The organism is Sphingomonas sp. (assembly GCF_029239295.1).
Classification (GTDB): Bacteria; Pseudomonadota; Alphaproteobacteria; order Sphingomonadales; family Sphingomonadaceae; genus Sphingomonas.
The window spans coordinates 303,985-325,506 of the sequence record NZ_JAQZBC010000002.1; the positions used below are offsets into that span (position 1 = coordinate 303,985).

26 protein-coding genes and 1 tRNA gene are annotated in these 21,522 nt (G+C 64.8%); 14 read left to right on the forward strand and 13 right to left on the reverse strand.

Features of this window, described 5'->3' with window-relative positions; all coding sequences use genetic code 11:
* Positions 1-19: 19 nt before the first annotated feature.
* On the forward strand, positions 20-277 hold the full coding sequence (locus K0S66_RS03065; RefSeq protein WP_301073643.1) for a hypothetical protein: 258 nt from the start codon (positions 20-22) through the stop codon (positions 275-277).
* On the opposite strand, the gene K0S66_RS03070 is transcribed toward K0S66_RS03065, so the two are convergent.
* From K0S66_RS03070 to gltX, 10 genes are all read right to left on the reverse strand, one after another.
* Positions 250-915 carry a response regulator transcription factor gene (locus tag K0S66_RS03070; RefSeq protein WP_076743664.1) on the reverse strand — a complete coding sequence of 222 codons (666 nt, stop codon included), beginning with the start codon at positions 913-915 and terminating at the stop codon, positions 250-252. The genes K0S66_RS03065 and K0S66_RS03070 overlap by 28 nt on opposite strands.
* Before the next feature lie 61 nt (positions 916-976).
* Positions 977-1,267, reverse strand: coding sequence for a hypothetical protein (locus K0S66_RS03075; RefSeq protein ID WP_301073644.1), 291 nt, complete (start codon positions 1,265-1,267; stop codon positions 977-979).
* A 195-nt stretch (positions 1,268-1,462) separates the two neighbouring features.
* Positions 1,463-2,839, reverse strand: coding sequence for a cytochrome P450 (locus tag K0S66_RS03080; RefSeq protein ID WP_301073645.1), 1,377 nt, complete (start codon positions 2,837-2,839; stop codon positions 1,463-1,465).
* A gap of 133 nt (positions 2,840-2,972) precedes the next feature.
* On the reverse strand, positions 2,973-3,854 hold the full coding sequence (locus tag K0S66_RS03085; protein ID WP_301073646.1) for a bestrophin family ion channel: 882 nt from the start codon (positions 3,852-3,854) through the stop codon (positions 2,973-2,975).
* 143 nt (positions 3,855-3,997) lie between these two features.
* Positions 3,998-4,417, reverse strand: coding sequence for a 6,7-dimethyl-8-ribityllumazine synthase (gene ribH, locus K0S66_RS03090; RefSeq protein ID WP_301073647.1), 420 nt, complete (start codon positions 4,415-4,417; stop codon positions 3,998-4,000).
* Positions 4,418-4,569: 152 nt separating this feature from the next.
* On the reverse strand, positions 4,570-5,721 hold the full coding sequence (ribB, locus tag K0S66_RS03095) for a 3,4-dihydroxy-2-butanone-4-phosphate synthase (protein WP_301073648.1): 1,152 nt from the start codon (positions 5,719-5,721) through the stop codon (positions 4,570-4,572).
* Complete coding sequence (locus tag K0S66_RS03100; RefSeq protein WP_301073649.1) at positions 5,705-6,319, reverse strand: riboflavin synthase; 615 nt, start codon at positions 6,317-6,319, stop codon at positions 5,705-5,707. Before K0S66_RS03100 ends, ribB begins: the two co-directional genes overlap by 17 nt.
* The gene (gene ribD / locus K0S66_RS03105) at positions 6,301-7,308 is read right to left on the reverse strand and encodes a bifunctional diaminohydroxyphosphoribosylaminopyrimidine deaminase/5-amino-6-(5-phosphoribosylamino)uracil reductase RibD (RefSeq protein WP_366520767.1); all 1,008 of its coding nucleotides are present in this window, start codon (positions 7,306-7,308) and stop codon (positions 6,301-6,303) included. The genes K0S66_RS03100 and ribD overlap by 19 nt, the downstream gene beginning before the upstream one ends.
* Complete coding sequence (locus K0S66_RS03110) at positions 7,296-7,643, reverse strand: hypothetical protein (protein ID WP_301073650.1); 348 nt, start codon at positions 7,641-7,643, stop codon at positions 7,296-7,298. The genes ribD and K0S66_RS03110 overlap by 13 nt, the downstream gene beginning before the upstream one ends.
* A gap of 45 nt (positions 7,644-7,688) precedes the next feature.
* Positions 7,689-9,029 (reverse strand): glutamate--tRNA ligase, encoded by a 1,341-nt coding sequence (gltX, locus tag K0S66_RS03115; protein ID WP_301073652.1) that lies wholly within the window; start codon positions 9,027-9,029, stop codon positions 7,689-7,691.
* Between the two features lie 111 nt (positions 9,030-9,140).
* Between gltX and K0S66_RS03120 the strand changes: the two genes are divergently transcribed.
* The 5 genes from K0S66_RS03120 to K0S66_RS03140 all read left to right on the forward strand — a co-directional run bounded on the left by K0S66_RS03120 (position 9,141) and on the right by K0S66_RS03140 (position 12,773).
* Complete coding sequence (locus K0S66_RS03120; RefSeq protein ID WP_301073653.1) at positions 9,141-10,076, forward strand: ribose-phosphate pyrophosphokinase; 936 nt, start codon at positions 9,141-9,143, stop codon at positions 10,074-10,076.
* A gap of 134 nt (positions 10,077-10,210) precedes the next feature.
* On the forward strand, positions 10,211-10,765 hold the full coding sequence (locus K0S66_RS03125; RefSeq protein ID WP_301073654.1) for a pyridoxamine 5'-phosphate oxidase family protein: 555 nt from the start codon (positions 10,211-10,213) through the stop codon (positions 10,763-10,765).
* Positions 10,762-10,962: a DUF2007 domain-containing protein gene (locus tag K0S66_RS03130; protein ID WP_301073802.1), complete on the forward strand. Its 201-nt coding sequence runs from the start codon at positions 10,762-10,764 to the stop codon at positions 10,960-10,962. Before K0S66_RS03125 ends, K0S66_RS03130 begins: the two co-directional genes overlap by 4 nt.
* 129 nt (positions 10,963-11,091) lie before the next feature.
* Positions 11,092-11,430, forward strand: a complete 339-nt coding sequence (locus tag K0S66_RS03135) for a P-II family nitrogen regulator (RefSeq protein ID WP_301073803.1) — start codon at positions 11,092-11,094, stop codon at positions 11,428-11,430.
* 11 nt (positions 11,431-11,441) lie between these two features.
* Entirely contained in the window at positions 11,442-12,773 is a 1,332-nt protein-coding gene (locus tag K0S66_RS03140) for an ammonium transporter (RefSeq protein ID WP_301073655.1), read from the forward strand.
* 184 nt (positions 12,774-12,957) lie between these two features.
* Here the strand turns inward: K0S66_RS03140 and K0S66_RS03145 are convergent, their stop codons facing one another.
* On the reverse strand, positions 12,958-13,926 hold the full coding sequence (locus K0S66_RS03145) for a retropepsin-like aspartic protease (protein ID WP_301073657.1): 969 nt from the start codon (positions 13,924-13,926) through the stop codon (positions 12,958-12,960).
* 66 nt (positions 13,927-13,992) lie between these two features.
* Entirely contained in the window at positions 13,993-16,404 is a 2,412-nt protein-coding gene (locus K0S66_RS03150) for a ligase-associated DNA damage response DEXH box helicase (RefSeq protein ID WP_301073658.1), read from the reverse strand.
* 100 nt (positions 16,405-16,504) lie between these two features.
* Here K0S66_RS03150 and K0S66_RS03155 point away from each other — a divergent pair, with 100 nt between their 5' ends.
* On the forward strand, positions 16,505-17,092 hold the full coding sequence (locus K0S66_RS03155) for a hypothetical protein (RefSeq protein WP_301073659.1): 588 nt from the start codon (positions 16,505-16,507) through the stop codon (positions 17,090-17,092).
* A 27-nt stretch (positions 17,093-17,119) separates the two neighbouring features.
* On the opposite strand, the gene K0S66_RS03160 is transcribed toward K0S66_RS03155, so the two are convergent.
* Positions 17,120-17,308 carry a hypothetical protein gene (locus K0S66_RS03160; protein WP_301073660.1) on the reverse strand — a complete coding sequence of 63 codons (189 nt, stop codon included), beginning with the start codon at positions 17,306-17,308 and terminating at the stop codon, positions 17,120-17,122.
* Positions 17,309-17,382: 74 nt separating this feature from the next.
* Between K0S66_RS03160 and K0S66_RS03165 the strand changes: the two genes are divergently transcribed.
* From K0S66_RS03165 to K0S66_RS03195, 7 genes are all read left to right on the forward strand, one after another.
* Positions 17,383-18,381 carry a ligase-associated DNA damage response exonuclease gene (locus tag K0S66_RS03165; protein WP_301073661.1) on the forward strand — a complete coding sequence of 333 codons (999 nt, stop codon included), beginning with the start codon at positions 17,383-17,385 and terminating at the stop codon, positions 18,379-18,381.
* 67 nt (positions 18,382-18,448) lie between these two features.
* Positions 18,449-18,539: transfer RNA gene (locus tag K0S66_RS03170), tRNA-Ser, on the forward strand.
* 182 nt (positions 18,540-18,721) lie between these two features.
* Positions 18,722-19,906, forward strand: a complete 1,185-nt coding sequence (locus K0S66_RS03175) for a site-specific integrase (protein ID WP_301073662.1) — start codon at positions 18,722-18,724, stop codon at positions 19,904-19,906.
* The gene (locus K0S66_RS03180) at positions 19,903-20,355 is read left to right on the forward strand and encodes a hypothetical protein (RefSeq protein ID WP_301073663.1); all 453 of its coding nucleotides are present in this window, start codon (positions 19,903-19,905) and stop codon (positions 20,353-20,355) included. Before K0S66_RS03175 ends, K0S66_RS03180 begins: the two co-directional genes overlap by 4 nt.
* 99 nt (positions 20,356-20,454) lie before the next feature.
* Entirely contained in the window at positions 20,455-20,697 is a 243-nt protein-coding gene (locus K0S66_RS03185; protein ID WP_301073664.1) for an AlpA family phage regulatory protein, read from the forward strand.
* Entirely contained in the window at positions 20,684-21,019 is a 336-nt protein-coding gene (locus K0S66_RS03190; RefSeq protein ID WP_301073665.1) for a hypothetical protein, read from the forward strand. Before K0S66_RS03185 ends, K0S66_RS03190 begins: the two co-directional genes overlap by 14 nt.
* A 52-nt stretch (positions 21,020-21,071) precedes the next feature.
* Positions 21,072-21,497, forward strand: coding sequence for a hypothetical protein (locus K0S66_RS03195; protein WP_301073666.1), 426 nt, complete (start codon positions 21,072-21,074; stop codon positions 21,495-21,497).
* Positions 21,498-21,522 lie beyond the last annotated feature (25 nt).

A 21,522-nucleotide genomic window follows, 5' to 3' on the forward strand; every position in this document is an offset into this window, starting at 1 on the left:
CAGAGAAAGGAGACGAAGTATGTCGCGTACCTTTCCGGTCCTCGCGATCGCGTCGCTCGGCGCGCTCATCGCCAGCCTGGTCGCGGGCTTCCTGCTCGCGTCCTGGGTCTTCACCGGCATCGTGCCCGCTCATGCCGCCCCGCCGCTCATCGCGGGGTTGGACACGCAGGGTGTGCCGGGAACCAACAGCTGGCACGAGGCGGGATATGATCGCATCGGTCTATGGGAACAGCCGCGGGCGGCGGACCTTTACGCCGCCGGATCTTCCAAGCTGTAGCCAAGCCCGCGGATCGTGGTGATCACGTCCTGGCCCAGCTTCTTGCGGATGCGCGTCACGAACACCTCGATCGTGTTCGAATCGCGGTCGAAATCCTGATCGTAGATATGCTCGATCAACTCGGTCCGGCTCACCACCTTGCCCTTGTGATGAAGCAGGTAGGACAGCAGCTTATATTCCTGCGCCGTCAGCTTCACCGGCTCGCCCGCGCGAGTCACCTTGCCGCTGCGCGTATCGAGCCGAACGTCGCCCGCCGTCAGCTCTGAGGAGGCATTGCCCGACGCGCGGCGGATCAGCGCGCGTAGCCGCGCGATCAGTTCTTCCGACTGGAACGGCTTGGCGACATAATCGTCGGCACCGGCATCGAGGCCCGCGACCTTGTCCGACCAGCTGTCGCGCGCGGTCAGCACCAGCACGGGCATCACCTTGCCCTCCTTGCGCCAGCGGTCGAGCACGGTCAGCCCGTCGATCTCTGGCAACCCCAAATCGAGCACGACGGCATCGTAATTCTCGGTGGAACCGAGGAAATGCCCTTCCTCGCCGTCCGTCGCCAGATCGATGGCGTACCCCGCCCCCTCCAGCGTGCTTTTGAGCTGCTGGCCCAGATTGGGTTCATCCTCAACGATCAGGACGCGCATGGACTACCTCTTGTCACCAAAGATTGTGGTTAGCATCGCGGCGGCGCGCGTCAAAGGCTGCTCAGCGCCCGGTGCGACCAATGATCTGACCGGAGCGGCCATCCACGTCCACCCAGATCACCGTTCCATCGCGCAGGAATTTCAGCGTGTATACCGCGCTCGGCATCTCGAAATCGAAACCGATATATTGCGCGTCCTTCATCGTCGGGACGACGCGGCGCTCGATTTCCTTGATCGGCAGGATCCGCCCCTCGCGCAGTGCGCGCCACGCGGCCACGCCGTCGCGCTGCTGCTCACTCGGCTGCGCCACGACGGGCGCGGCCAGAAGCGACAGGACCAGGGCGGCGAACATCCTCATGCCTCGTTACATAACCACAGGGGATTGAACACCTTGTGAATAGGGCCGTCAGCTTGCTGATGTGAACAGCCGGCCCGGAATCGCGCGACAACGCGCCAGCTCGCCTGGCCCCGGCAGCCCCGGCCCACGTTCACGCCCACGCCCGCGCGGAAGAGAGGCATCGCTGCCCCCCCCCGCAGGTTCAGCCGATCACGCCGCTGAAAGCGGTACGAAGCGCACCGGCAGTCCGTCCTTGGGCTGCGGGATCGGGAAGATCTGCCAGTCCGTGCCCGCACCCGGCTCCAGTTCGATGCGATAGCGGCTCAGCAGATGTGCCATCAGAATGCGGATCTGCATCGTCGCGAAATGCAGCCCGATGCACATGTGCGCGCCGCCACCGAACGGCACCCAGGCGAAGCGATGCCGGCCCTTCGATCGCTCGGGCGAGAAACGCTCGGGGTCGAACCGCGCCGGGTCGGGCCAATGCTCGGGCATCATGTGGGTGTAGGCGGTGTTCACCCCGACATGGGTACCCGCCGGGATGTGATAGCCGCCGAACGAGAAGTCGCGCAGCGCGCGCCGCGGGATCGACGGCACCGGCGGCATCAGGCGAAGCGCTTCCTTGAACGCCCATTCGGTTTCAACCAGTCGGTCGAGCTGCTCGTACGGCACGCCGCCGTCATTGCTGCCCAGCGACTGGATTTCCGTGCGCAGCCGGTCCTGCCATTCGACATGGCGGCCCAGCAGCATGACGAGGCTGGTTGCGGACGAGGTGATCGTGTCGTGCGCGGCCATCATCAGGAAGTTCATGTGATCAACGATCGCATCATCCGCCAGCAGCGCACCGCTCTCGTCCGTCGCGCGGCAGAACTGCGAAAAGAAGTCCTGCCCCTCTCCTTCGCGGCGGCGCGGGATCTCACGCGTGAAATAATCGACTAGATATTCGCGGGCCTTCACGCCCTTGCGCATCGACGTGCCCGGCAGCGGCGTGCGCACCGGCGATACCGATGCCTGTACCTCGTCGACGAACGCTTGATTGATCTTCGACGCCTCGGGGCCAAGCGGCACGCCCAAGAAGCTGGTGGCGGCAAGGTCGAGGCTCAGCGCCTTGATCGCGCGATAGAATGGCTGCGGCCGATCGCCCCAGTTCCCTACTTGCGCGGCGATGCCGGCGTTCAGCTCGGCGGCATAATGGCGCATCGGCTCGGGCTTGAACGCCACCGACAGCGCCTTTCGGTCGGCGCGATGCTTCTCGAAATCCATCAGCATCAGGCCGCGCGGAAACACCAGGTTCAGGATCGGGCCCCAACCCTGTTCGGAGGAAAAGTTCTTCTCCTTGTCGAACAGCACCAGCTCGTTCGCCTCTGGCCCCAGCAGCACCACGCTGTCGCCGCCGAACGTGCGGTTGCGATAGACCGGGCCATATTTGGCCACCATCTTGCCGGTGAAGCCCAGCGGGTCCTTCAGCACCGCGAACGTATTGCCCACAAACGGCAGGCCCCGGCTGCCCGGAATGTCGTTCAATACCGACGGCGGATTGGCCGGCAACCAATGCGGATTGCCCGCGAGTGTATGGGCATAAGCCATGATGGCGATCTCTCTCCCGATCTTACTTACACGAGTATAAGTAACATCGTGATGCGGCGCCATACCGAAAGCGTTGCCCATGAACGAGCGTGTCAGCTTGCGGATATCAGCAGGTGAAACGTCGGGCGTCCGGTCACCACAACACGTCGTCGACCGGCTGCAGCGGCGGCGGCGCTTCGTCGCCGATCGATTGCAGCAGGTCGATCTCGATCGTGCGGCACATCGCGGTCAGCGGCACGTCATGGATCGTGTTGGCGAACGGATCGACCAGATCGTCACCGATCTGCAGCGCGGCGAGGAACATCAGCCCGGCGACGGTCGATCCGACTGGCGTTGCGATACCCAGCGTTTCGACCAACCCGATTGGCAGCAGCACGCAGAACAGCCGGGTGAAAAAGGTCGGGAAGAAGCGATATTGGTTGGGCAGCGGCGTGTTCTTGATCCGCTCCATGCCCCCCTGTGCATTGGCGATGTCGACAAACAGGCTCTCGAAATGGGTCTGCTGGATGGTGTCGATCCACCCCTTGCGCCGGGCATCGTCCAGCCGCCGCGACGACCCATCGAGAATCCCGTTGGCAACGTTCACCCGCTGCAGCGCCGGCTCCGCCTCGCCGCGCGAGAGGAACCGCAGCACCTCGGCATCGGTCGATTGCCGACGCAACTGGCAGCGCAGCGCATTCACATAGGCGACATGGCGCAGCACGATCGTGCGCTTCAGGTCCAGCGCCTCGTCGGGCAGCAGGTTGCGCGCGCTGCGCGACAGGCTGCGGGATGCATTGATCATCAGCCCCCACAGGCTGCGGCCTTCCCACCAGCGCTGATAAGCCGAATTGGTGCGAAAGCCGAGGAACAGTGCCAGCGCCGAACCGAAGATCGTCAGCGGCAGCGACGGCGCGGTGAACGGATAATAGAAATAGACCGCGGTGACGATGCAGTCCCACACGAACAGCGCCGCGAGCGGACGCCACACCTCGCCAACGATGTTGCCGAAGCGCGGGGTCGAGGAGATTATCATAGGGGCAGCAAAGGCTCGCTAATGGATCGGATGATCCCATACGCGCGATTGCTGCTTCAGGTCCGTAACGAACCTTTTCCGGCGGCGGCGCTGCACCCCCGCCGGTCGCTCAGGCCGATCTGCCCAGCCGCTGAGCCCTGCGTTCAGCCGAGCCGCTGCCGCAGCTCCAGCATCGCGATCGCCGCCTGCGCCGCGCCACCACCCTTGTCGAGCTGCGCCGGATCGGCGCGGCGGATCGCCTGCTCTTCATTCTCGGTGGTCAGGATGCCGTTGCCGATCGGGATGCCGTCCATCGTCAGCGCCATGATGCCGCGTGCGCTTTCGTTGGACACGATCTCGAAGTGATAGGTCTCACCGCGGATCACGACCCCCAGCGCCACGAACGCATCATAGCGCTCGCTCTCCGCCGCCATCGAGATCGCGCCGGGCACTTCCAATGCTCCCGGCACGGTCACCACCTCCGCGCTGTGCCCCGCCGCCTCGATCGCCGCGCGCGCGCCCGCAATCAGCATGTCGTTCAGATGATCGTAGAAACGGGCTTCAACGATGAGGATGTGCGCCATGATCTCGCCTTTCTGCCCCCCGCTTCGGGGAGTGCCGCCGCTGGGCGACGCGAGGGGCGTTCCTGTTCACGCGATCAGGCGGAGCCCCCCTCCCGTCTGTCACTGCCGGCCGCTATCGAAGCTGCTGGCCGAATGTCACCGCAAAAGGGCCGTTATTCGCCACCGGTGCCCGGAATTGGTCGTTCGCCCACAATGGAGAGGCCATAGCCCTCCAGCCCGACGAGCGTGTGATGGGTGTTGGTCAGCAGGACCATTTCCTCAACGCCGAGCTCGGCCAGAATCTGCGCACCCACGCCATAGTCGCGCAATTCCTCGACTTCCGGCTCGCCGGCGCCCTTGCCCGCCGCGCGCAGTTCCATGAACCGGGTGACCACGCCCTTCATCGCGCGGTTGATCACCACGATCACGCCTGCGCCCTCTTCGGCGATCAGCTCCATCGAATGCGACAGAAGTCCCGACCGCTCGGAGTTTTCACCAAACATATCAACAAAGAAGCTCGCGGTGTGCATGCGCACCAGCGTCGGCTTCTCGGGGTCGATCTTGCCCTTCACCAGGGCGATCGTCTCATCGCCGGTGGCCTTGTTGTGGAAGGTAACGGCCTTCCACTGGCCGCCCCAGCGCGAGTCGAAGGTCATTTCGGCCTTCTTCTCGACCAGATGGTCATAGCGGCGACGATAGGCGATCAGGTCGCGGATCGTGCCGATCTTCAGGTTGTGCAGCTGCGCGAAGGAGACGAGATCGTCCATCCGCGCCATGGTGCCATCCTCGTTCATGATCTCACAGATCACGCCGGACGGGTTGAGGCCGGCCAGCCGCGACACGTCGACCGCCGCTTCGGTATGACCCGCACGCACCAGCACGCCGCCATCACGCGCCACAAGCGGGAATACGTGACCCGGGGTGACGATTTCCTCGCGGCTCTTCGACGAATCGATCGCCACCGCGATGGTGCGGGCACGATCGGCGGCAGAGATGCCGGTCGTCACGCCATCGCGCGCCTCGATCGACACGGTGAAGGCGGTTTCGTGGCGCGTGCCATTGTGCCGGCTCATCAGGTCGAGGCCCAGCGCATCGACGCGCGACTTGGTCATCGCAAGGCAGATCAGACCGCGGCCGTGGCGCGCCATGAAATTGATCTTTTCGGGCGTCGCCATCTGCGCGGGGATGACCAGATCACCTTCGTTTTCGCGATCTTCGTCATCGACCAGGATGAACATCCGGCCATTCTTGGCCTCGTCGATGATCTCTTCCGGGCTCGAGAGAAAGGCGTGGCGCAGGCGCGCGAGTTCAGCGGGCTTTTGCACGATAATGTTCCATCCGTTGGAGGTAGCGGGCGAGCACATCGATCTCGATGTTGACGGCGCTGCCCGGCGCCAGATCAGAAAGCGTCGTCACCGCCTGGGTATGCGGAATGATGTTGACCGCGAACGTCGTCGCGCCATCGGGATCGTCGTCCACGTCGTTGACGGTCAACGACACGCCATCGACCGTCACCGACCCCTTGGAGGCAAGGAACGGCGCAAGATCGCTCGACACGCGGAACGCGACCCGCTTCGAATCGCCGTCCACCTGGACGCTCGTAACTTCGGCGATCCCGTCCACATGGCCAGTGACGATATGACCGCCAAGCTCGTCGCCTAGCTTCATCGCCCGTTCCAGATTCAGCCGGCGCCCTTCGGACCATTGCCCCTGCGCCGTCCGCGTCAGCGTCTCGCCCGAAACATCAAAGGCCAGCCAGTCGGGGCCCTTGTCGACAACGGTGAGGCAGACCCCCGAACAGGCAACGGAGGCACCCAGATCGATTTCGAGCGTTTCGTAGCTGGTGGCGACAACGACGCGCGTGTCCCCGCGCGTCTCAACGCGCGTAATCACTCCGACGTCGGTTATGATCCCGGTGAACATCGAACCCGCTCGTAGACCTCGAGCCGATCGCTGCCAAGCTGGCGTGAATCAATCATTGCCCAACGACCATGCGCATCAGCCAGGGCGCCAAGGCCGATCGCGCCCAGCGCATGCTTGCCATCCCCGATCAGGATTGGCGCGCGATACAGCAGCAGCCGATCGACAAGATCCTCGGCCAGAAACGCGGAGGCGACCTGCGCGCCGCCCTCCACCAGCACATGATCGCCGCGCAATTGTGCGATCGCGCCAGGCGACGAGAGCCAGACGGCATCGCCTCCCCCATCATCATGGCTCGAGAGAATGACACGCTGCGGCGCGCGATCTTCCAAGCCGGGCAGCCGGACGTCCAATGCCGGCCGGTCAACCTCCCACGTGCCCCGCCCCACCAAGATAGTCTCATGCCGACTTCGTTCGAGATGCGCGTGTGCCCGGGCGTCCGGACCCGTGATCCAGCGGCTTTCACCATCCGCCTTGGCGATGCAGCCGTCGAGCGATGTCGCCAGCTTCAGCGTCACGTGCGGCCGCCCCAAAGCGAGTCGCGTGAGAAATCCGGCCATGGTGGTGCGCGCTTCGACAGAGCGGATACCCGATATCGCTTGCACGCCAGCAGCGGCGAGCCGCGCCAGACCCTTGCCGTTGGTACGGGGGTCTGGATCGGTCTGGGCCGTAACGACGCGTGCTACACCATGCGAGGCCAGAAGATCGGCACAGGCCGGCCCTCGCGGCGAGACGTGCGCGCAGGGTTCGAGGGTCACATAGGCCGTCGCGCCCTGTGCGGCAGGACCGGCCTCGGCAAGCGCGATCGCCTCGGCATGCGGCCGCCCGCCCGGCTGGGTCCAGCCGCGTCCCACGACGGCGCCGCCCCGCACAATGACGCAACCGACCGAGGGATTGGGGCTCGTCCGCCCGCGACCGCGCGCCGCCAGGGCAAGCGCGGCGCCCATCCAGCGATGGTCGTCGGGAGAGGCAGCGGCGCTTACAGGCCCCACTTCTTCATCTTGTCCTCGAGGCGCTTGAACGACGCCTGCCGCTCAGCCAGCGCTTTCTCGCGCTCTTCAATCTGCTTCTGCTTGATCGGCGCATCAATCGCCTGCTGGGCGCGGATTTCGGCATCGCTGCGGTCGAGCCGCCATTGCTGAACATAGACGATGTCCGGCTTGTAGACCTTCTCGACCTTCGAATCCTTGGCGAACCCGATGATGAGCAAACCCGTCATGAGGATCGAGGCAAACAGGAAAAACAGCTCATGCTTCTGTCGTTGGTGCAGGAACAGGCGAAGATCGCGCACCGCACGAAATGGGATTAGCCGGGCAAAGAACTGCATCGTTTCAACATAGGGACATGGGCCGCCAAGGGCCAGTCCCTCGAATCAGGCGGCAGTAGGCCGGCGCAGCCGCTCGATCGCGCGGTCACGACCGATCAGCGGCAGCAAGGCCGCCATGTCGGGGCCATGATCGCGGCCGGTGAGTGCGCGGCGAAGCGGCAGAAACAGTGCCTTGCCCTTACGTCCCGTCCGGTTCTTCAGCGCGGAGGTCAGCGCATGCCAGGGGTCTGCGTTCCAATCGATCGACGAGACTTCTTCCGCAGCAATCACCAGATAGTCGGCGTCATCGGGAGAAACCTGCGGCGCAGTGACTGGCCCCTCGATCACGCCCCACCAATCCGCCGCCTCGGTGACCGTCGAAAGATTGGGGCGAACCGCGTCCCAGGCGGAAGCCGTCATGCCCGCGGGCAGCCGATCGCGGACGGCGTCAAACGGCAGTTGATGCACGATCCGCGCATTCAGCTGCATCAATTCCCCTTCATCGAACCGCGCCGGCGCACGGCCGAATCGCGCAAAGTCGAAACTGGCGAGCAGCGGCGCCATGTCCGCCGCCGGCTCGATCGGGTCGCTGGTGCCGAGCCGGGCAAGCAGGGCACGAATGGCCTGCGGCTCCACGCCGGCGTCGCGCAATTGATCAACGCCCAGACTACCCAAACGCTTCGACAACTTCCCTTCGGCGCCAGTCAGCAACGCGGCATGGGCGAAGGTCGGCGGCGTGCTGCCCAGTGCCGCGAACATCTGGATCTGCAACGCCGTGTTGGCGACGTGATCTTCGCCGCGCACCACATGGCTAATTCCCATGTCGACGTCATCGATGGCGGAGGGCAGCATATAAAGCCACGATCCGTCAGCCCGGCGCACCACCGGGTCGCTCATGGTCGCCGGATCAAACCGCTGCGGCCCGCGGATAAGGTCATCCCATTCGACCGGGCTGCCATGGTCGAGCCGGAAGCGCCAATGAGGCCGCACGCCGTCTGCCTCGAGCCGCGCCCGGTCCGCATCGCTCAGCGCGAGCGCCGCGCGATCATAGATGGGGGGAAGACCGCGACCGAGCTGGATCTTGCGCTTCAGGTCCAGTTCCTGGCTGGTTTCATATGCGGGGTAGATACGGCCGGCCGCGACCAACGCATCGAAGCGGGCCTGGTACAAATCGAACCGCTCAGATTGCCGCACCTCGGCATCTGGGAGGAGGCCCAGCCAAGCCAGATCCTCACGCGTTGCCGTGACATAGCGTTCTTCGCTGCGCTCCTGATCCGTGTCGTCGATGCGCAGCAGGAAACGCCCGCCCTGAGCGCGGGCGAACATCCAATTATGCAGCGCCGTGCGGATGTTGCCGACGTGCAACCGGCCGGTGGGTGACGGAGCAAAGCGGGTTACGATGGTCATGTCGCGCCGGTACGCCCTCCGCGGCGCGACAGCAAACATGCTCGCGGTACGTCCCACGATTGAAACATATGCCCGGCCCGCTAAGGGGGCGTCACGAAAGGGCGTGCTGACATGAAACTGATGACCGGCAACTCCAACCTGCCGCTGGCACGGGACATCGCTTCCTATCTGGAGCTCCCGTTGACCGAGGCACTGGTGCGGCGATTCGCCGACGAGGAGATCTTCGTCGAGATCATGGAGAACGTCCGCGGCGAAGACGTCTTCCTGATCCAGTCGACCAGCTATCCGGTCAACGACAATTTGATGGAGCTACTGATCTGCATCGACGCGCTGAAGCGTGCGTCGGCAAAGCGGATCACCGCGGTGGTGCCGTATTTCGGTTACGCCCGACAGGACCGGAAGCCGGGGCCGCGCACGCCGATTTCAGCCAAGCTGGTCGCCAATCTGATAACGACCGCAGGCGCGGACCGCGTTCTTTCCGTGGACCTGCACGCAGGCCAGATCCAGGGCTTCTTCGACATTCCGACGGACAATCTGTTCGGCGCGCCGGTGATGTCCGCCGACATATTGGCGCGTTTCGGCTCGAAGAACCTGATGGTCGTCTCACCGGACGTGGGCGGCGTGGTGCGCGCACGCGCGCTGGCCAAGCGGCTGAACAATGCGCCGTTGGCGATCGTCGACAAGCGGCGCGAGCGCGCGGGCGAATCTGAAGTGATGAACATCATCGGCGACGTGGAAGGCCGCTTCTGCATCCTGATCGATGACATTGTCGATTCGGCTGGCACGCTGTGCAACGCCGCAGCGGCGCTGCGCGAGGCGGGGGCAGAAGATGTCGTCGCCTATGTCACCCATGGCGTTCTTTCAGGCGGCGCGGTCGCACGCGTCGAGGGATCGGCGCTGCGGGAGCTGGTGATCACCGATTCGATCGGGAATCAGGAGGCGATTGGCCCAGCCAAGCGCATCCGCCACCTCACGATCGCACCGCTGCTGGCGGAGGCGATCCGCCGCATCGCGGACGAAACCAGCGTCTCGTCGCTTTTTGACTGAGATCGCACGGCGCTGACCCGGCATACGATCGGACGGTAGGCGGGCCCCCGCCGTCCGATGGATACAGCGCGTCGGAGATGGTAGGCAGGTTGCCGCGAGCTACCATTTTCGCCTGACCGAGGGAGCGCTCCTGAATGGCCGATTTCTTTCCGGCGCTGACCGAGGCGCACAGCGCCTTCATCGCCAGGCAGCCGATCTTCTTCGTCGCGACGACCGCAGCCGATGCGCGGATCAATCTCAGTCCCAAGGGCATGGACACGTTCCGCGTGCTGGACGCGAACACGGTCGCCTATCTGGATGTCGCCGGATCGGGCAATGAGACGAACGCGCATCTTCTCGCCGATGGCCGCATCACGATCATGTTCTGTGCGTTCGATCAACCGGCGCTGATCTTCCGCATTTATGGTCGCGGCCGCGCAGTGCTGCCGCAGGACGCGGAGTGGGCAGCGCTGTACGCCCAGTTTCCGCCCCTGCCGGGCACCCGCCAGATATTCGTGGTGGCGATCGATCAGGTGCAGACATCGTGCGGCTGGGGCGTGCCACAGATGACGCTGGATCACCCGCGCGAGACGCTGAACAAGTATAACGCGAAATACAGCAACGAAGAGCGCCTATCTTATTGGCAGAGCGCGCGCACCAGCAGCATCGACGGCCTGCACGTGCGCACGCCCGATGGGCTGCCAAGCTGATGCTCGTTGAACTTGGTCGCTACGACCGGAACTTGGCGAATATCCTGGTCGCGCGACTGGAGAGCGAAGGAATAACGGCAGTGCCATTCGATACTGGCGCGTCGATCGCCGACGGCAGCTGGTTGCTGATCCCGGTGCGCGTAATGGTCGATGAAGATGATCTCGATCGAGCCAGGAACATCGTCGACGGTGCCTAATTCTTGAGCAACTTCTCGCATCTGCACAAAAACTAACGCTCGACCAGGTCTTGTGACCGCCACGCGCTAGCCGGAAACGATTTGGCACATCTGTTGCGAAGTCCTTTCCGGGTAACGGAAGGGGGCGCGATGAAACTGGTCATAGCCATCATCAAGCCGTTCAAGCTCGACGAAGTGAGAGAAGCACTCACCGGGATCGGGGTGGCGGGGATGACAGTCACCGAGGTGAAGGGTTTCGGCCGACAAAAGGGTCAAACCGAAATCTACCGCGGGGCTGAATACAGCACCAACATGGTGCCCAAGATCAAAATCGAAGTGGTTTGCCCCGCCGACCTCGCAGACAGCGTGATCGAAGCGGTGCAGGCCGCCGCCAACACCGGCGCGATCGGCGACGGCAAGATCTTCGTCCTCGATGTTGGGCAAGCCGTGCGCATCCGCACCGGTGAAACCGACGACACGGCACTCTGAGGGGGGTGGTGATGAAGCAGATAGTCAAAACTGGCCTGACGGTCGGCCTAGGCGCCGTCGCGATCGCGGCCGCAGCGCCGGCCTGGGCGCAAGCCGCCGCACCAGTGCCGAACAAGGGCGACACCGCCTGGATGATGACGGCAACGGTGCTGGTCATGACCATGATCGTGCCGGGGCTGGCGCTGTTCTACGGCGGCCTCGTTCGTACCAAGAACATGCTGTCGGTCCTGACGCAGATCCTCGCCGTGGCCAGTTTCGCGATGATCATTTGGGTCACCTATGGCTACACCATGGCATTCGGCGACGGTGGCAACGCCTTCATCGCGGGCTTCAACAAGCTGTTCCTGGCCGGTGTCACGCCTGACTCGACCGCCGCGACCTTCACCGACGGCGTCGTCATCCCGGAATATGTCTTCATCGCCTTCCAGATGACCTTTGCCGCGATCACCGTGAGCCTTGTGGTGGGCGGCCTTGTGGAGCGGATGAAGTTCGCCGGCCTGATGGTCTTTGCCCTCATCTGGCTCACGATCGTCTATTTTCCGATCGCGCACATGGTGTGGGCGGGTAATGGCCTGCTGTTCAACTGGGAGCCGGCTGCACTCGACTTCGCCGGCGGCACCGTGGTGCACATCAATGCCGGTATCTCGGCCCTGGTAGGCGCGATCATCCTTGGCCCGCGCCTGGGCTACAAGAAGGACATCATGGCCCCGCACTCGCTGGTCATGACGTTGACCGGCACCGGCCTGCTGTGGGTCGGCTGGTTCGGGTTCAACGCGGGCTCCGCGCTTGAGGCGAACGGCTCCGCGGCGCTGGCGATGATCAACACCTTTGTCGCAACCGCGGCGGGCGTGCTGTTCTGGATGCTGACCGAGCGGATGCTGGGCCACAAGGGATCGATGCTGGGCGCATGTTCCGGCGCCATCGCCGGGCTGGTCGCCGTGACCCCCGCCGCCGGCAATTCGGGGCCGTTCGGCGCCATCCTGCTGGGCGGGATCGCAGCGATCGTCTGCGCCTATTTCGTGGTCGCGGTGAAGCCGAAGCTGAACCTGGACGATTCGCTTGATGCCTTTGGCATTCACGGCATCGGCGGCATCGTGGGATCAATCGGCACCGCGTTCACCATGCTGCCGGGCCTGGGTGGGCCGGGAGCCGCCGATTACGCGCTGGGGCCGCAGCTCATGACCCAGGTGGTCGCGGTACTGATCTCCGTGGCCTGGGCAGGCGTCGGATCGGTCATCGCGTTCTCGATTGCCAAGGCGACCGTCGGACTGCGGGTCAGCGAAGAGGTGGAGCGCGAAGGCCTCGACCTCGGCGAGCATGGCGAGCGCGCCTACAATTATTGACGAGATTGGGGCCGGCTGCGGCCGGTTCCCAAACGATGTTCCTCCTGCGGACGCACTAGGCCCGGTACGAAAGTGCCGGGCCTCTTTTCATGGCTCATCGGCCACCACGCAGCATCGGTCGGAGACGTTTGGCCGCTTTTGGCCGCGTTCGGCCGCATTCGGCCTTTTCTGGAGAAAGGCGGCCTCAGCCGCGGCGGGACGCCCCGCGCGGCAGCAGCAGCCGCAATTCGCGGTTCGCGAAATCGATCTGAACCCGGGTGAACAGCTTCAGCACATCCATGCCGAGCATGATCGCGGGCTTTTTTTCCAGGCCAAAGACGCGGAACGGCGGGACATCGGCAAAGGCGACCGGCATGTCGCGGATTTCCGCATCGCCGATCTTGATCGATTTGACGGAGCCATAATCCGCGACGAGCTCCCCACCGGTCACACTGATCAGCGTGATCGGCGTGACCTTGCCGCGCTTCGCGAGCCGCTTGCGCAGCGCCATGTTGCCCATCGAAACGACACTGCCGGTGTCGAGGATGACGCGCACCCGCTCCCCCGCAACGCGCGCATCAGTAACGACGAGCTGGCCGAACAGGCTTTTTGCCTGAATGACGATTTCGTCGGGGGCGCGGCGCACGCGTTCGCCTCGTTTGCGCGCGGGCGTAACGGTCATCCGCTGCGCGTCGAAGTCGATCGCCAGCGAATGACCCTGCAGCGCATCGATGCCGAGCATGCCGGGCGCGCCGAGGTTCGCCGCCGACAGTGCCGGCGCCTCGATCCGTTCGCCGCCGAGCGTGCTGACCGAGATCGAGGGAATCACCACCGTGCCGACATCCTGCGTCCCGGTCATGCCCGTCAGGCGCACGTTGCGCCCCCCTGACAAGCCGAGCCGCGTCGCGAGTTCGCGGCTGATCACGGTGCGCTGCGCGCCCGTATCGATGACGAATTGGTACGGCCCTGCCCCGGCGATCTGGACAGGCACCGTCATGCGCGGACCGTTCTCACCGAAATCTAGATGCTCACCGGTTGGCAGCGTTGGATCCGCCGCATGGCCAAGGCCGATGTGCGACGCATAATCACTCAGCGGCGCGGGCGGCACAACGGGCTGCTGATCGTCCGCATTGGCGAGCAGCGACAAGAGCGGCAAGGCAAGCCAGCGGCGCATCGCCGAATGAAGCGCCCGATCCGGACCCTTGTCAATTGTTATCGCCCGCGTCTGGCAAGCGCCGCCTCAGTCGAGCCGCATCGCCTCCCCGGCGAGCGACTCTGCCTCGATCAGCAACGCATCGTCGGCGCTGCCGGTGGCGACTCGTTCGCGGCCGATCAGCACCAGCACCGGCACGGCGAGCGGCGAGACACGCGGCAGATCAACGTGGAGCATCGTGCCCGCCGCGCGATCCAGTAAGTCGGCGAGGCGGCCGACATCGGTCATGCGCGCGCGCGCGTCAGCCCATGCGGCCTCGAGCAGGATATGGCCGGGCTCATATTTGCGCAGCACATCGTAGATGAGATCGGTGGAGAAGGTGACTTGCTTGCCGGTCTTGCGCTTGCCGGGATGCTGCCGTTCGACCAGCCCGCCGATCACCGCGACTTCGCGGAAGGCGCGCTTCAAGAGGTGCGATTGCTGCACCCAGTCAACGAATTCATGTTCGAGAATATCGGCCGAGAAGAGCGCCGCGGGATCAGTGACGGGATCGATCGAATAGGTAGCGATGGCATAATCGTTTGCGACGAAACCCAGTGGTTTCAGCCCCGCGGTTTCCATGCGCCGGGTGATGAGCATGCCGAGCGACTGGTGCGCGTTCCACCCTTCGAAGCTGTAGGCGACCATGTAGTTGCGCCCCTCGCGCGGAAAGGTTTCCACCAGCAGCTGATCGGGGTGCGGCAATGCTGAGCGGCGCGCCTGGATCTCCAGCCACTCACGCACGTCATCGGGGAAGCGCGACCATTCGGCGGGGGTGTCGAGGAAGCGGCGCACGCGATCGGCTAGGTTGGTCGACAGCGGCATGCGGGCGCCGCCATAGGTGGGGATACGCGCGGGCCGGGCGGTGGCGCGGACGATCAGATCCTCGGTATCGATCTTCTCGACCTCAAGGCTCATGCCGGCGAAGAAGAAGGTATCGCCATGGCTGAGCGTGGAGGCGAACGCCTCCTCCACCTTGCCCAGCGCGCGCCCGTTGCGGAAGCGGACCTTGAGCATTGTCGCCTCGACGATGATGCCAGCGTTGAGGCGGTGCTGCGCGACGAATTTTGGATGGCTGACGCGCCACAGGCCGTCGGTGTCCTGCGTCAGCCGCTTGAACCGATCATAGGCGCGAAGTGAGTAGCCGCCGTCGCGGATGAAGCCGAGCACCTTGTCGAAAAGCTCATCGGTCAGCGCCGAATAGGGGAGCGCAGAGCGGATCTCGTCGAGCAATGCGGCCTGATCGAACGGGGCGGCGCAGGCGCAGGCCATGACATGCTGCGCCAGCACGTCGAGCGCGCCCATGCGGAACACGTCGGTATCGAGCTCACCCGCCTCCACCGCGTCGAGCGCAGCGCGCGCCTCGAGATATTCAAAGCGATTGCCGGGGACGACGATCGCCTCCGACGGCTCATCCAGCCGGTGATTGCTTCGCCCGATCCGCTGCAACAGGCGCGACGATCCCTTCGGCGCGCCCATCTGAATCACGCAATCGACATCGCCCCAGTCGACGCCCAGATCGAGACTGGCGGTGGCGACGAGCGCGCGCAAGCGGCCGCCAGCCATCGCGGCCTCCACCTTGCGCCGGGCCTCTTTCTCGAGACTGCCGTGATGGATGCCGATCGGCAGCTGCATCTCGTTCGCCTTCCACAGATCCTGAAAGATCAGCTCGGCGAGGCTGCGGGTGTTGCAGAAGACGATGGTGGTCTTGTGAGTCTCGATCTCCGCCATCACCTGCGCGGCGGCATAGCGGCCGGAATGGCCCGCCCATGGGATGCGGTCCTCGGGCAGCAGGATGGCGATGTTGGGATCCACGCCGGTTTCCCCCTGCACCAGGCTGACACTGTCGATGTCCCCGTCGGGCGCGAGCCAGGCGCGATAGCCGTCCGGATCGGCGACGGTGGCGGACAGAGCGACCCGGCGCATGCCGGGCGCGATCGCCTGAAGCCGCGACATGCACAGTGCCAAAAGGTCGCCGCGCTTGCCAGTGGCGAAGGCGTGCACCTCATCGATCACGATCGTCCTGAGGCCGGCGAACATGGTGAAACTGTCGGGGTAGCTCAGCAGCAGCGACAGCGATTCAGGCGTGGTGAGCAGGATCTGCGGCGGCTTCACCCGCTGACGCGCCTTGCGATCGGACGGGGTGTCGCCGGTGCGGGTCTCAACGCGGATGTCGATGCCCATTTCATCGAGCGGGGTGACGAGGTTGCGCTGAATATCCACCGCCAGCGCCTTCAGGGGGGACACGTAGAGGGTGTGCAACCCCTCCGCCGGCTGTTCGATCAGTTCGGCGAGCGTCGGCAGAAATCCGGCAAGCGTCTTGCCGGCGCCCGTCGCCGCAACGAGCAAAGCGTGGCGCCCGGCGCGGCCCTGCGCCAGCATGTCCAGCTGGTGCCGGCGCGGCGCCCAGCCCCGCGACGCAAACCAATCGACAAGCGGGGCCGGAAGTGAAGCAGTCATCGCGCTATCATATAGGAATGCCATGCGGTTTCAGAACGGCGAGCCTTATCTTCCCAGTTGGTTCAAGTTTTTGGCAACTCCTTGTGCCTAGCCTGGCGGGATGAACGCCTTTGTCCCGATCGCCGAAGCCTGTTCGACTGTGGCAGAGCCGCCAAAGATCGCGGCGGACGCGGCGATGCTCCTTCCCGCTGCGCCCTTCCATGCCGCCAATGCACAGGTCAACGAATGGCGGGGCCGCTGCCTCGACGCCTTCACGCGCGGTGAGACGGCGGTGACCGAGTGCCTCTCGGCCCTGTCCGGGTTGGGGGAACGGGGCAAGAGCGTCAAATTGCCCCTGCTGATCGGCCAGCGGCTGGACTCGCTGTCCGCGGCGATTTGCGCGGGTGGCCCGTTTGCGGCGGAAGCGGGAAAGGCCACGGCGGCGACGCTGGAGGAATATCGCGGCCATGCCGGCTTTCGCAACATGCTGTGTCACGGGACGAGCAAGGTCACGCTGGACTCGCGCGCACGCTGGACATTGATACTGCGGCAAGTGGCGCTTCGCGGCGGTGCGCTGTGTCGCGAGACATTGGTCCTGGACGAGACCGAAGCGCAGGCGCTGCGCGAGCAAATCGCGCGGCTCTCCCAGCGACTTGCCTCGCAGCTTGGCCAGGTCAGCGCGCGCGTCACCGCCACGCCGACCGCCTGATCGCGCAGGCCCGCTAGCCGCCCTGCATCAGCCGCGCGCAGCATCCTCGCGCGACTGCTCTTCATACAACCGATGGGTCGCCTCTTCGGTCATGCGCTCCTGCTCGGGCGTCACCTTGTTGCGCATTTTCGCAATCGCGATCGCAACACCCAGGATGATGAAGCCGCCGATGATGACGAAGACCCACAGGCTGTCGCCCAATGCCTGATGTTCCATGCCGCACTCTCCTTATCTGTTATCGCCACAACGAGGCGCTGGGGCGATTTGATCCGCTCGTGCGTACTGCCCCCATGCCCAAGCTCGGCGACTGGCTCGATCCCCACCCCCACGGCATCTTCGTTCGCCCGGCAAACGCCTGGGTCGATCCGTCCATCCCGCAGGCGCGGGCGCTGGTAACGCATGGACATGCCGATCACGCGCGCGGCGGGCATGGCGCGGTGTGGGCGACGCCCGAGACGCTGGCGATCATGGACACGCGCTATGGCGAGCAGGCGGGGCATCCGGTCCGTTATGGCGAAAGCGTCCGGCTGGGCGAGGTAGAGGCGACCTTCGTGGCGGCGGGCCATGTGTTGGGATCGGCGCAGATCCTGCTGGAATATCGCGGCGAGCGGATCGTGGTGTCAGGCGATTACAAGCGGCGGCCCGACCCGACCTGCGCGCCGTTCGAGCCGGTGGCCTGCGACGTCTTCATCACCGAAGCGACCTTCGGCCTGCCCGTATTCCGCCACCCCGATACCGGTGACGAGATCGACAAGCTGGTCACGCGGCTGCACGCCAATCCCGATCGCTGCGTGCTGGTAGGCGCCTATGCGCTGGGCAAGGCGCAGCGCGTCATTGCCGAGCTGCGTGGGCGAGGCCACGAGGCGCCGATCTACATCCATGGCGCACTGCAGCGACTCTGCGACCTCTATACCGAACATGGCGTGCGGCTGGGCGAGCTGATCCCTGTCGCGGGCGTGCCCAAGGCGGCGATGGCAGGCCACGTCGTGATGTGCCCGCCCGGCGCGCTCAACGATCGCTGGTCACGCCGCCTGCCCGATCCGATCACCGCCATGGCGAGCGGGTGGATGCGGGTGCGCCAGCGCGCGCGGCAGAAGCTGGTCGAGCTGCCGCTGATCATGTCCGACCACGCCGATTGGGACGAGTTGACCGACACGATCCAGGAGATCGCCCCACGCGAAGTGTGGGTGACGCATGGGCGGGAGGAAGCGCTGATTCACTGGTGCGCGATGCGCCAGATCAAGGCACGCGCACTGGCGCTGGTGGGGTTCGAGGACGAGGACGATTGATGCCCGCGCGGCAAACGCTTGCGCCGGACGAAAGACCAGCTTAGGGCGCGCTACTTCCAGGACATGCGGAGCGGTGGCCGAGTGGTCGAAGGCGCTCGCCTGGAAAGTGAGTATACGTCAAAAGCGTATCGAGGGTTCGAATCCCTCCCGCTCCGCCAACTACCCCTTTTTCAGCCGTTTTCCTGAGCCTCTTTAGGCTCTTTCGACCGTATCAAAACCCGCAGAAAACAAGGACTTAGGGTGCTTACGATGGCCCCTTAGCGCCTCTTTGCGATTTCTGTAGCTTCTAGGGTCGGGTCGGGGGATAATCAGGTAATAATTCCTGATTGTCGGAGCGGCTATGAAGGTCGATCAGCTCACTACGAAGAAGATTGAACGGTACAAAGACCCCGGCAAATACAGCGACGGCCGCAATCTCTACCTCCATGTCGGCAAGAACGGCTCGAAAAGCTGGCTTTTCATCTACCGGCGCGAGGGCAAGGATAAGATGCGGGGGCTGGGATCGCTCAAGGCGATCGGGCTTGCGGAAGCGCGGGAGAAGGCTGCGGAGTACCGCGCCATGCTCCGCCGTGGCGAGGAGCCGCCGGTGTATCGCGGCACTTTCAAGAAGCCGGAAGCGGGCCGGACGTTCAAAGACATCACTGAACGCTACATTGCCGCCCACCGAGAGACGTGGCGCAATCCCAAGAGCGAAGCGCAATGGCGATCCTCCCTCACGCAGTACGCCTATCCGGTCATGGGCGATATGGACGTGGGCGACATAGGCGTGTCGCACGTCCACGAGGTGCTTGAGCCGATCTGGACCGCGAAGCACGACACCGCGAAGAAGGTGCGCGGGCGGATGGGCCTGATCCTTGGCTACGCGGCGGGCCTCGACCTCCGCCCCGACCTCGACCTCACCCGTAGCGGCGGCAAGCTCGATCACCTGCTGCCCAAGTCGGCGCGGCTCCGCCGGACGGAAGGCCACGCCTCGCTCCCCTATGCCGAATTGCCAACGTTCATGGACGAGCTTCGCAAGCGGGACGGCATTGCGGCGGGCGCGCTGGAGTTCCTCATCCTGACTGCCGCCCGCACCACCGAAGTGCTGGAAGCGCGGTGGCGCGAAGTGGACCTCGACGCTGGCGTGTGGACCGTTCCCGCCGATCGCATGAAGGCGGGCCGGGAGCATCGGGTGCCGCTCACCCCCGCCGCGCTGGCCGTGCTGAAAAGCCAGCCGCGCGACAAAGGAGAGGAGTTTATCTTCATCAGCCAGTCGATGGGCGGCGGCACCCTGACGAACATGGCGATGACCGCGCTCCTGAAGCGAATGGGCCGGAAGGACGGGGTGACGGTCCACGGCTTCCGGTCCACCTTCCGCACCTGGGCGGCGGAACAGTGCTTGGACGTGCCGCGCGAGATTGCCGAAGCGGCGCTGGCGCATACCGTGGGCGGCGTTGAGGGCGCGTACCAGCGCGGCGATTATTGGCACACGCGCCGGACGCTCATGGAGCGGTTCGCCGCCTATTGTGACGGGGAGGTCGCATGAGCCGCCCCCTCGATCAGCGGCGCTACCGGGCTGCGATGCTCGACGCGCTCGATCAGATGGACGAACGCGCGGAGGAGTCAGCCGCCACCAATCAGCAGTCGGTCGATCTAATGGTGGAGCTTGCAACTCGTTATCGCCACGCCCGCGCCGCCTTCCCCGGCATAACGTGGGACGAGTTCATCGCCCTAGCTCAAAGTCGCGAACACGCCGGAAAGCGCGGACGGCGGGTGCAGAGCCGTGAGGAGCGCGCCTCTACCCCTATAGCCCGCGCCGCTCGCGACGCGGACCGCCTTGCAGCGCTCTGGGCTGCGTCGGGCGAGGCAGGGGAGCCGCCGTTGTCACAACTTGAGATCGCCGCCGACCGTCACGGTGTAAGCGAAGAGGAGCTAGGCGAGCGGGTGCGCCGCCCTAAGTCGCGGAACCCCCACCGGATGATCGAGGACCGCTGACCGCCGCTAAATCGTCTATTTGGCGGCGTTTTTCCCGTCCGTCTTTTCGCGTCTTTCCGAGCTTCAGCGCGGCGCTTCGCCCGCGAACGGAGGACGCAGATGATCGAAGAACTTCCCCCGCCTGTCGAGGGCAAAGAACGCAATCGCCGGGAGCTTCCTGCTCCCCTCATCTATCGCGAGCGCGATTTGGACGCGGTGACGCGGATGTCCCGCAAGGCCCGCGAAGATGCCATGCGCGATGGTGAGTTCCCCAAGCCCATCCAACTTTCCGTCCGCGCGCGGGGCTGGTTGGTGAGCGAGATTCACGATTGGTTGGCGAGCCGTCCGCGTGTCGGCGCTTGAGGTGGAGGAACGGCTGTATCTCGGTCCAGCCGCCGCGAGGCTGGCCGCCGAACGCCGCAAAGCGGAACAGCGGGAAGATGACGGCGACGACGATCTAGAGCCTATCGGCCCGCTGGTCGTGCTGATCGCTGACGGCGACGCCTTTGCCGTCCTGATCGATCCCCCGCTGCCCTGCGGCGATCACCGCCGATCTTGCGCCACGAAGCAGGACGCATGGCACGAGGCTCGCGAACTCTGGGGCCGCTTCAAGCTCGGCTTCTCCGACCGCACCCGCCTGAGTTTCGGGCGCATCGGTCCAAATAGAGAGCGTCCCGAACTCTAACTGTTCTCTCTGAATCGGCCTTCGCTTTTAAGAAGGAAGAAGGAGAAATACTATGTCCACTGACACTCTTCCGACTTCCAGCGTCGCTGATCTAATGTACACGCCGCTGGTCACTGTCTATCAGATGCTGACCAAGCCGGATATTCAGCCGGTGCTTCCGCCCCCTGCGACGAACGGCGGCACCCGGAACTTCACCGAGCGCCAGACCATGCTGATGATGCTCGCGAGCGATATGGTCCGTTCGGGCATGAAGTTTCCGCTGGCGGCGCGGTGGGCTTGCCGGATTGCCGAGCAGCTTCTGTTCGATCCCGAAGCCGCGCGCGTCCACATCGAGTTCCGCCGCAACGGCGCGCTGTTCTGCTTCACGTCCGACGATGCGCCGGAGGCGGCTGACGCTGCGGGGCCTGTGCGCTTCCGCACGACCTTCGACCTCGATGCGTACCGGGCCGCGATCCGCGCTGCGATGGCCGATGCGTGATCCCCGACATGAGACAGCCTCCGCC

Coding starts and splice junctions, on each gene's coding strand:
- K0S66_RS03065 (WP_301073643.1), top strand. CDS start 20: ATGTCGCGTACCTTTCCGGTCCTCGCGATCGCGTCGCTCGGCGCGCTC.
- K0S66_RS03070 (WP_076743664.1), bottom strand. CDS start 915: ATGCGCGTCCTGATCGTTGAGGATGAACCCAATCTGGGCCAGCAGCTC.
- K0S66_RS03075 (WP_301073644.1), bottom strand. CDS start 1,267: ATGTTCGCCGCCCTGGTCCTGTCGCTTCTGGCCGCGCCCGTCGTGGCG.
- K0S66_RS03080 (WP_301073645.1), bottom strand. CDS start 2,839: ATGGCTTATGCCCATACACTCGCGGGCAATCCGCATTGGTTGCCGGCC.
- K0S66_RS03085 (WP_301073646.1), bottom strand. CDS start 3,854: ATGATAATCTCCTCGACCCCGCGCTTCGGCAACATCGTTGGCGAGGTG.
- ribH (WP_301073647.1), bottom strand. CDS start 4,417: ATGGCGCACATCCTCATCGTTGAAGCCCGTTTCTACGATCATCTGAAC.
- K0S66_RS03100 (WP_301073649.1), bottom strand. CDS start 6,319: ATGTTCACCGGGATCATAACCGACGTCGGAGTGATTACGCGCGTTGAG.
- K0S66_RS03110 (WP_301073650.1), bottom strand. CDS start 7,643: ATGCAGTTCTTTGCCCGGCTAATCCCATTTCGTGCGGTGCGCGATCTT.
- gltX (WP_301073652.1), bottom strand. CDS start 9,029: ATGACCATCGTAACCCGCTTTGCTCCGTCACCCACCGGCCGGTTGCAC.
- K0S66_RS03120 (WP_301073653.1), top strand. CDS start 9,141: ATGAAACTGATGACCGGCAACTCCAACCTGCCGCTGGCACGGGACATC.
- K0S66_RS03125 (WP_301073654.1), top strand. CDS start 10,211: ATGGCCGATTTCTTTCCGGCGCTGACCGAGGCGCACAGCGCCTTCATC.
- K0S66_RS03135 (WP_301073803.1), top strand. CDS start 11,092: ATGAAACTGGTCATAGCCATCATCAAGCCGTTCAAGCTCGACGAAGTG.
- K0S66_RS03140 (WP_301073655.1), top strand. CDS start 11,442: ATGAAGCAGATAGTCAAAACTGGCCTGACGGTCGGCCTAGGCGCCGTC.
- K0S66_RS03145 (WP_301073657.1), bottom strand. CDS start 13,926: ATGCGCCGCTGGCTTGCCTTGCCGCTCTTGTCGCTGCTCGCCAATGCG.
- K0S66_RS03150 (WP_301073658.1), bottom strand. CDS start 16,404: ATGACTGCTTCACTTCCGGCCCCGCTTGTCGATTGGTTTGCGTCGCGG.
- K0S66_RS03155 (WP_301073659.1), top strand. CDS start 16,505: ATGAACGCCTTTGTCCCGATCGCCGAAGCCTGTTCGACTGTGGCAGAG.
- K0S66_RS03160 (WP_301073660.1), bottom strand. CDS start 17,308: ATGGAACATCAGGCATTGGGCGACAGCCTGTGGGTCTTCGTCATCATC.
- K0S66_RS03165 (WP_301073661.1), top strand. CDS start 17,383: ATGCCCAAGCTCGGCGACTGGCTCGATCCCCACCCCCACGGCATCTTC.
- K0S66_RS03175 (WP_301073662.1), top strand. CDS start 18,722: ATGAAGGTCGATCAGCTCACTACGAAGAAGATTGAACGGTACAAAGAC.
- K0S66_RS03180 (WP_301073663.1), top strand. CDS start 19,903: ATGAGCCGCCCCCTCGATCAGCGGCGCTACCGGGCTGCGATGCTCGAC.
- K0S66_RS03185 (WP_301073664.1), top strand. CDS start 20,455: ATGATCGAAGAACTTCCCCCGCCTGTCGAGGGCAAAGAACGCAATCGC.
- K0S66_RS03195 (WP_301073666.1), top strand. CDS start 21,072: ATGTCCACTGACACTCTTCCGACTTCCAGCGTCGCTGATCTAATGTAC.